At 34.5% G+C, this 7,978-nt stretch carries 7 protein-coding genes; 2 read left to right on the forward strand and 5 right to left on the reverse strand.

Annotation, left to right across the window (positions count from 1 at the left end; genetic code table 11):
- Positions 1 to 2,044 (reverse strand): flagellar assembly protein A (locus tag AB1630_08445; protein MEW6103822.1); only part of this gene is annotated, 2,044 nt, incomplete at its 3' end.
- Positions 2,045 to 2,173: 129 nt separating this feature from the next.
- On the opposite strand from AB1630_08445, the gene argC reads away from it, so the two are divergent.
- Complete coding sequence (gene argC, locus AB1630_08450) at positions 2,174 to 3,169, forward strand: N-acetyl-gamma-glutamyl-phosphate reductase (protein ID MEW6103823.1); 996 nt, start codon at positions 2,174 to 2,176, stop codon at positions 3,167 to 3,169.
- A gap of 9 nt (positions 3,170 to 3,178) precedes the next feature.
- On the opposite strand, the gene AB1630_08455 is transcribed toward argC, so the two are convergent.
- From AB1630_08455 to rfaD, 3 genes are all read right to left on the reverse strand, one after another.
- Positions 3,179 to 3,502: a dihydroneopterin aldolase gene (locus AB1630_08455; GenBank protein MEW6103824.1), complete on the reverse strand. Its 324-nt coding sequence runs from the start codon at positions 3,500 to 3,502 to the stop codon at positions 3,179 to 3,181.
- Between the two features lie 106 nt (positions 3,503 to 3,608).
- On the reverse strand, positions 3,609 to 4,127 hold the full coding sequence (locus AB1630_08460) for a hypothetical protein (protein ID MEW6103825.1): 519 nt from the start codon (positions 4,125 to 4,127) through the stop codon (positions 3,609 to 3,611).
- 87 nt (positions 4,128 to 4,214) lie between these two features.
- A complete protein-coding gene (rfaD, locus tag AB1630_08465; GenBank protein ID MEW6103826.1) occupies positions 4,215 to 5,156 on the reverse strand; it encodes an ADP-glyceromanno-heptose 6-epimerase in 942 nt (313 codons plus the stop codon).
- 58 nt (positions 5,157 to 5,214) lie between these two features.
- On the opposite strand from rfaD, the gene AB1630_08470 reads away from it, so the two are divergent.
- Positions 5,215 to 6,384 carry a pyridoxal phosphate-dependent aminotransferase gene (locus tag AB1630_08470; protein MEW6103827.1) on the forward strand — a complete coding sequence of 390 codons (1,170 nt, stop codon included), beginning with the start codon at positions 5,215 to 5,217 and terminating at the stop codon, positions 6,382 to 6,384.
- Between the two features lie 102 nt (positions 6,385 to 6,486).
- Here the strand turns inward: AB1630_08470 and AB1630_08475 are convergent, their stop codons facing one another.
- Positions 6,487 to 7,263 carry a TIGR00282 family metallophosphoesterase gene (locus tag AB1630_08475; GenBank protein MEW6103828.1) on the reverse strand — a complete coding sequence of 259 codons (777 nt, stop codon included), beginning with the start codon at positions 7,261 to 7,263 and terminating at the stop codon, positions 6,487 to 6,489.
- Between the last annotated feature and the right edge of the window lie 715 nt (positions 7,264 to 7,978).

The following is a 7,978-nucleotide window of genomic DNA, read 5'->3' on the forward strand; positions in this document are numbered from 1 at the left end:
CTTCTATTACCAATATCCTTTCAACATCGCATCTATTATTGCTCCATATAGCTTTTCCTTCTTTTGTACTACAAAGGGTTCTTTTATCCTCTGAAAGATATGTGTTTGACCCAGGGATTATTTCAAAATCATCACCCAAAAGGCCTTCTATTTCATCGCCAAATATCCCTATTCCTTTCTCTCCTGTTTTTGGAGGCTCTTTTATTGCAAGGATTTGACCTTCTATTGCAGGGATTTCCTCTTCAAATTTATAGAGATATAAAGCATTTGCCCCTTTTGTTGGCATTTTTGCCTTTGCAAAGAGGATTTCCTTGTTGTATATAGGGTTTTTAAGAAGGCTTGCAAGCACCTTTTTATCTATTCCATAGGTTATATTATTTTTCTCAATCTCCCTTAAAATTACCCTCCCCCTTATTGGTCTTCCTGAATTTGAATGTGGAGGGGTTAAGGTTATGTAAGCCTCCTTATTTTCCTTTGTTCTTATTATTACCTTTCCATCAATATCCTCTATATATTGCCTATTTCCTATCTTTACAGGCTTTGCCTCTTTTTTTTCAATTGCAATTTTTAAAATATTTTCATCATAATCATAGAATTCCTTTAACTTTTCCTTTGTATCTTCTAATGTTGCTTCCTTTCCCTTTATTCCTGGTGGCTTAATTACAACAAACAGGCCATCCTCCTGATTTAGAATTTCTATTTCTCCATCCTTTTCTTCTTCCTTCCTTTTTTCTTCCTCCTTTTCTTTTTTTATTTCCTCCCATGCTCCCCTTTTTTGCCTTTCAAAGCATAGAAACCAATTTTCCAATGGAATGTAATCTACATCAATTATTCCTAAAAACCTCTTTCCATCCTCAATATTTCTGACAAGAATAGATGGAAGAGATTCTGGCTTTTTTTGTTTATACTCCTTTGTCTTAAGCCTTACCTCCTTTTGCTGATATGGAAATTGAAGAATTCCTCCCCTTTCTTCTTTTAGAGTCAGGCTATCCATTGCCTTTTTTATCTCTAGGCTTGTTTTACCAATGGTAATCTTTGTCTTTGGATATATTGATGAAGACACAGAGACAAATCCACCAACATCTGTTGTTATTTCTGTTTTTTCTTGGGAAATAGAGCCTATTATCTCTGCACTCACAGAGCCTTTTGTCTGTATTGTTCCACCAACAATGCCAGAAACACCTTTAGCCATAGCAATGGGAAGGGAGAATATCTCTGGAAGTGTATCCTTTGAGCTCATAATTATCCCTTTTCTTCCTATAACCACAGCATCTTCTGCCTTTGTATTTGAATGTAGTAGCCCTGTTTTCATAATAATAGAGCCTTCTACCTCACAATCGCAATAGCTTGCTGAATTTGCCAAGCAATCACATTCTACTTTTATCTTTACCCTTTTTTCTTCGCTTCCAACTATATCATTTTCTACCTCAATTGTTCCCTTTGAGACAATGGATACGCCTTTTCTTATATCCCCACCTACCTTTACATCCTCTGCTTTAACAGATACACCCTCTAATATATTACCAGAGACAATCACTATTCCATCAAAGTCTATATCTTCAGCTAAATCCCCATCTATCCTTAATACCTTTAAAACATCAACCCTGTTTTCCTTCCAAAACACCTTGCCATCGCTTGTTGAATATAAAATTTTTCCATCCCCTGATAGATATGTATTTTTTCCTGCGATTATTTGAAAATCCGTCCCTAAAATTCCTGGAATTTCTCTACCAAAAACAGATATTCCTGGTTCTCCAAGTGTAGGTGGCTCTTTTATTGCAAGGATTTGTCCATTTATTGCAGGAATTTGACCTTCATATTTATAAATATACGAAGCATCTTGTCCCTTTGTTGGCAACTTTGCTTTCGCAACAACAATAAATTTATTGTATTCTTTTTTTAAAATAGCATATTTTATTACCGCTTCATCTACTCCATAAACTATGCCCTCTTTCTCTAATGTGCTAATAACATCCTCTATTTTCGGAGGTCTTCCCCTTTCTTTTGGCGGTGTTAACCTTATCTTTGCTTCTAGCTCTTCCATATCAAGCAATTTTATCCAATTTAAGAATAAAAATCAAGTTGTTTAACCACTTAAGTTCAGACCTGTCAGAGTCGTCAGACAGAAAAATTGTGGAAATTTAGGTAAGAGATTATACTATATTTTAAATTTATGATTAAAATAAGCATTATTGGAGCAACAGGTTATACAGGAAGGGAGCTTATAAGGCTACTTTTAAGGCATAGGGAAGCAGATATTATCCACCTTTCTGCTCATATAGAGAAGGAGATGGCAATTTCTGATATATTTCCAGGCCTTCTTTGTAATACCCCTGTTAAAACCACAATGGATGTAGGCTCCTGTTGTGAATCTGATGCTATTTTCCTCTGCCTTCCACACATCGTGTCTCAGGAATATATCCCATCCTTATATGAGCTTAAAAAGAGGGTAATAGATCTATCAGCAGATTTTAGGCTAAAAGACCCTGATATATATGAGGAATGGTATAACACGCAACACCTTGCACCACATCTTATAAAAGAGGCTGTTTATGGATTGCCAGAGCTTTATAGAGACAAAATAAAGGATGCAAAGATTGTAGCAAACCCTGGTTGCTATCCTACATCTTCTATATTAGCCCTTGCTCCATGCATAAAGAATAAGCTTGTAGATTTAAGCTCTATAATTATTGATGCAAAATCAGGCATCTCTGGTGTTGGAAGAAGTCCAAGCATTGTTACCCATTTTCCAGAGGCAAATGAAAGTGTTTCTGCTTATTCCATATTTACACATCGCCATACCCCTGAGATAAACCAGGAGCTTTCATTATTGGGAGGAGAGAAGGTAAATATTACATTCGTTCCCCATCTTATTCCAATGGATTGTGGCATTCTTTCAACCATTTACATCAAGCTTTTAGCCAATGTTAATCTTTTGGATATTTATAGGGATTTCTATAAAAATGAGCAATTTGTAAGAATTGTTTCAAAGCCTCCAAAGACAAAGGATGTTGTTGGAACAAACCTATGCCTTATAAACATAACCCAAGAAAAACAAATGGCTGTTATCACATCAGCCATAGACAACCTTGTAAAAGGTGCCTCTGGACAGGCAATCCAGAATATGAACATTATGTTTGGCATTTCTGAGAAAGAGGGGCTTTTATAATTTAGGGATTTAGGAAATATCTATTCCAACATATTCTAATAAATAATCAATTGGTGGATTTGGCTTCTTTACAGAGATAAGAACCTTTTTTGGCATAAATTTAGAATATAGGGCTTTTTTTATCCTTATTCCCAATGTTTCAATAAGGTTACAAGGCTCTTTATTTATCTTTTCTATTTCTTTTATAACCTCAACATAATCAATGGTTTTTTCAAGGCTGTCATCCTCTGGAAAAGGGAAGTAAAGGGAAATATCAAATATAAATTCTCTCTCTATTCCTTCTATTCCATGAAACCCTTTAAGCCTTAAACCTTTTATGACAATCCTTTCCATTTAGTGCATTGGAACATTAAAAGTTAAATAATGTCTTTTCGCTTTAATCTGATTTTTCATAATACAACTTTCCTTCTGAATGTATTGACATCTTCTCTCTATTCCTTTAATAATTTGCGTTACATTGCATTAGTATGCAATATTTCTGAGAATGGGGATTTACAAGAAAAGTATCAATCATTTCCCTTACCAACTCTTCTTTTCCAGAGGAAAGAGAAAAATGCCAAATTTCTCCCTGTGAAACATTTAAAATTTTACTCCACCCCTGATTTTTTAGGGAATTTCTGATAAATTCTGGTCTCTTATCATCTATATACCAAATAGCAACATCAATAACCGACCCCTGACCCCTGACCCCTGACTCTTGACTTCTGATTTTATAAGTATCCTTGTTTGGATTAACAAAGAGGGTTGTTTTTTTGACAATATTTTCGATGATAGAACTTGCTTCTTCATTATCTTCTGCCAACACATCAAAAGAAAAGCATATTTCCCTTGAAAGAGAAGAAAGATTTTTATAGCCCATCTCCCAAAGGGTTGTCTTGGCGGTTTTTGCTGTAAGATCATAAAGCTTTGAACTTACGCAGAGGTCAATGTAGTATGTGTTTAGCGAGCTTGTAACCATTACACACAATTTAGCAAAATAAGGCTTGTTATGTCAAGGATATGCAAATTATTCAATGTTTTCCTTCAATTAGCTAAACATATACCTTTATTTATGTATTAGGGTATTCACATAATCCATAATACCATCCTCAAGGCTTGTCAATTTTTTATTATACCCTGCTTTTCTTATTTTTGAGATAGGCCCTTCTGTAAAATACTGGTATTTTTCTCTTATATCACCTGGCATATCAATATACTCAATATCTGGTTCTTTTCCCAATGCCATAAATAGGGCAAGAGCAAGGGAATTCCAGCTTCTTGCCTTGCCTGTTGCGATATTAAATATGCCATTTATCTTTGGATTTTCAAGGAAGAACAGGGTCATAGAAACAGCATCATTGATATAGATAAAATCCCTCTTTTGCTCACCATCCTTATATTCTTTCCTATATGACTTAAAAAGAAAGATTTTTCCATTTTCCTTTATCTCATAATAACCCTTTAATACCTTGCTCCTCATTGCTCCCTTATGATACTCGTTTCGACCATAAACATTGAAATATTTAAGCCCAGCTATTCTTTCCAACAAGCCATTTTCCAATGCCCATAGGTCAAATAGGTGCTTTGAATAACCATATAGGTTCAGGGGTTTGAGGGTTTTAAGATCTTCTTCATTATCTAAAAATCCATTTGAGCCATCTCCATAAGTAGCAGCTGATGAGGCATATATAAATCTTATATTCTTTTCTAAAGCAAGGGTTGCTAATACCTTTGTATATTCAAAATTATTCTTGATAATCAAATCCTTATCCTGGCAGGTTGTATCAGATATTGCACCAAGGTGGATTATAGAAGAAATATCAAACCCTTTTATGTTTTTAATAAATTCATCCTTGTCAATATAGGAAGAAAATATAAGACCTTCTAAATTCTTACGAGACCTATTCTTCTCCTCATCAACAACAATAATATCCCTCTGTTTTCTTTTGTTTAGCTCACAAATTACAGAGCTTCCAATAAACCCTGCACCACCTGTTACAACAATCATCCCTGTATTTTACTATTCCCTTGATTTTATTGTCATTAAATTTTTATAATTTTAAGATATGAATATTTCAGAAAAGGCAGGGAATGTAGCAGGTTCAGAGACACTTGCAATATCTTCTAAAGCAAAGGAGTTAAAAAATAAGGGATTTAGTGTTATTAACCTCTCTGTTGGAGAGCCAGATTTTGATACACCAGATTATATAAAGGAGGCAATCATAAAGGCTTTAAAGGATGGAAAGACAAAATACACAGATGCATCTTCTATAATTGAGTTAAGGGAGGCAATTTCCGAAAAGCTTAAAAAAGAAAATGGTCTTTTTTATTCTCCATCACAAATTATTGTCTCATCAGGTGCAAAGCATTCAATAACAAATATTTTATTCTCCCTATGCAACCCAGGCGATGGTGTAATCATTCCATCTCCATACTGGGTATCTTATGTTGAAATGGTAAAATTCGCAGGTGGAATTCCGATAATTGTAAAGACAACAAAGGGAGATGGTTTTAAGGTCTCAACGGAAATGCTTAAAAATGCAATAGTCGAAAATGTAAAGGGGATTATCCTAAATTCTCCATCAAATCCAACGGGTGCTGTATATACAGAAAAGGAGCTTTTAGAAATTACAGGGATAATAAAAGAAAATAACCTTTGGGTAATATCAGATGAGGTATATGAGAAATTTGTCTATGATGGTCTTTTGCATAAAAGCATTGCCCAATTCATTCCAGAAAATACCATTGTTATAAATGGCTTCTCAAAGACATATGCTATGACAGGATTAAGGATTGGATATGCAGCAGGGCCAATTGATGTAATAAAAGCCGCAGCAAGGATACAATCCCAAACAACATCAAACCCTTGTTCAATAATTCAATATGGTGCATTATCTGCTATGACCTCTAGCAATGATTTTGTTTCAAATATGGTTTCTGAATTTGAAAAGAGAAGAAACCTTATTGTTTCTTCTTTAAATCAAATAAACGGGATGGATTGTCCGATGCCAGAAGGTGCATTCTATGCCTTCTGTGATGTAAGTGGTGTTTTTAATGAAAAGATTAAGGGATCATCCTCTTTGGCAGAATTTCTTATTAATGAAGCAAAGGTCGCATTGGTTCCTGGGGCTGCCTTTGGTGATGATAATTATATAAGGCTCTCATATGCTAACTCATCCTTTGATATAGAAGAGGGGGTATCAAGAATAAAAGAGGCTGTTTCTCATTTGGTATAAGTTTAACTAATCAGTCATAAGTGAGAAGTGAGAAGTAAAATGAAAAACAACTTACTTCCTATTTCCTCCTTCGTATTTTTTTGATATAAGACTTGCTTTGCATTACAGCCCCTTTATTTGGATTTGCTCAATAGAGCAAGAAAGACCTGTTTTCTCATCTATATCAATATAAGCACCACCAAATATGCCTTCATCCTCTGCCATTTCAAATCTAACGGGAAGCAAAGAGAGAAATTTTTTTAAAACAAGATCCTTTTTTACACCTATTACAGAATTTCCTGCCCCAACCATTCCAATATCTGTAATATAGGCTGTTCCCTTAGGAAGAATCTTACAATCAGCGGTTGGAATATGGGTATGGGTTCCAATGACAGCTGATACCCTTCCATCAAGAAACCATCCCAGAGCAACCTTTTCGGATGTTGCCTCTGCATGAATATCAACAATAATAATCTTTGTCTTTTCTTTTACATCTTCCAAAATAGAATCAATTGCCCTGAATGGGCAATCAAGGGAATCCATAAATACCCTTCCGCAAAGGCTTATTACACAAACATTTTGTCCCTTATAAGGCTTAATGATAAATCCCCTTCCTGGAACGCAGGGTGGATAATTAAGTGCCCTTAAGATAGGGAGGTCGTCTATTATCTCATAAATTTCCTTTTTTGCAAATATGTGATTTCCACCTGTTATAATATCAACGCCACAGCCAAATATCTCATCTGCTACCTTCTTTGTAATCCCAAATCCACCTGCTGCATTCTCGCCATTTGCAATCACCAGGTCTATGCTTCTTTCCATTTTTAATTTTGGAATTATCTCTTTAATAATCCTCCTTCCCTTTCTTCCAACAATATCGCCAATAAATAAAACCTTCATCACTTTATTATAGTATCCTTTAATATTCTTTGCAATCCATTATTTAATAAATTCCGATATTTCGCACCCTTTGGGTTAGATTAGTTGTTGTGAGCCAAAATCCTATATTTCGCTACCTTTGTCCAGAATTACCTTCTAAACAGGATATATTATATTAAAAACACATCACAGAAAGATAGCCTCTTTTTCCTTTGTAGATTTTTTTGTTAAATACCATCAAAACATTCCATTGTAGGGCTTTAAAGAGATAAAGATTCCATATTTGGTTTCTTAAATTTTGCCAAAGGCATAGTATAGCCATAGTTATCCTTTCTCCTTTTCAACCACATCTGAATTAAGCACGAAATCCGAAGCACGAAGCACGAAACAATATCTAAATTCAAAATTCTAAACATTTTTACTGCGATTTCCTCATTATAGAGGAACATATTACTTGTTTTCCATCCTCTATATTACTTATAGTTTTGGGTATTTTTTTCACAAACCCTCTCACCTGTTTTGCAAACATAAGCGTTCGTTCTTTTAAATTATATTGTTTTGAATTTTCAATTTTAGTCATTTGAATTTGTTTTAAGATTTCGAATTTCGAATTTCGGATTTCATTTGTTCCATTAAAGCTAAACACATACCGTGCTTATGTATTTAGAATTTTCCATATCTTCTTTCCTAACTTTAGGATACATTAAGCATTAGCTAAACACGTACAATAAATATA

Source organism: bacterium (assembly GCA_040753555.1).
Taxonomy (GTDB): domain Bacteria; phylum UBA9089; class UBA9088; order UBA9088; family UBA9088; genus JBFLYE01.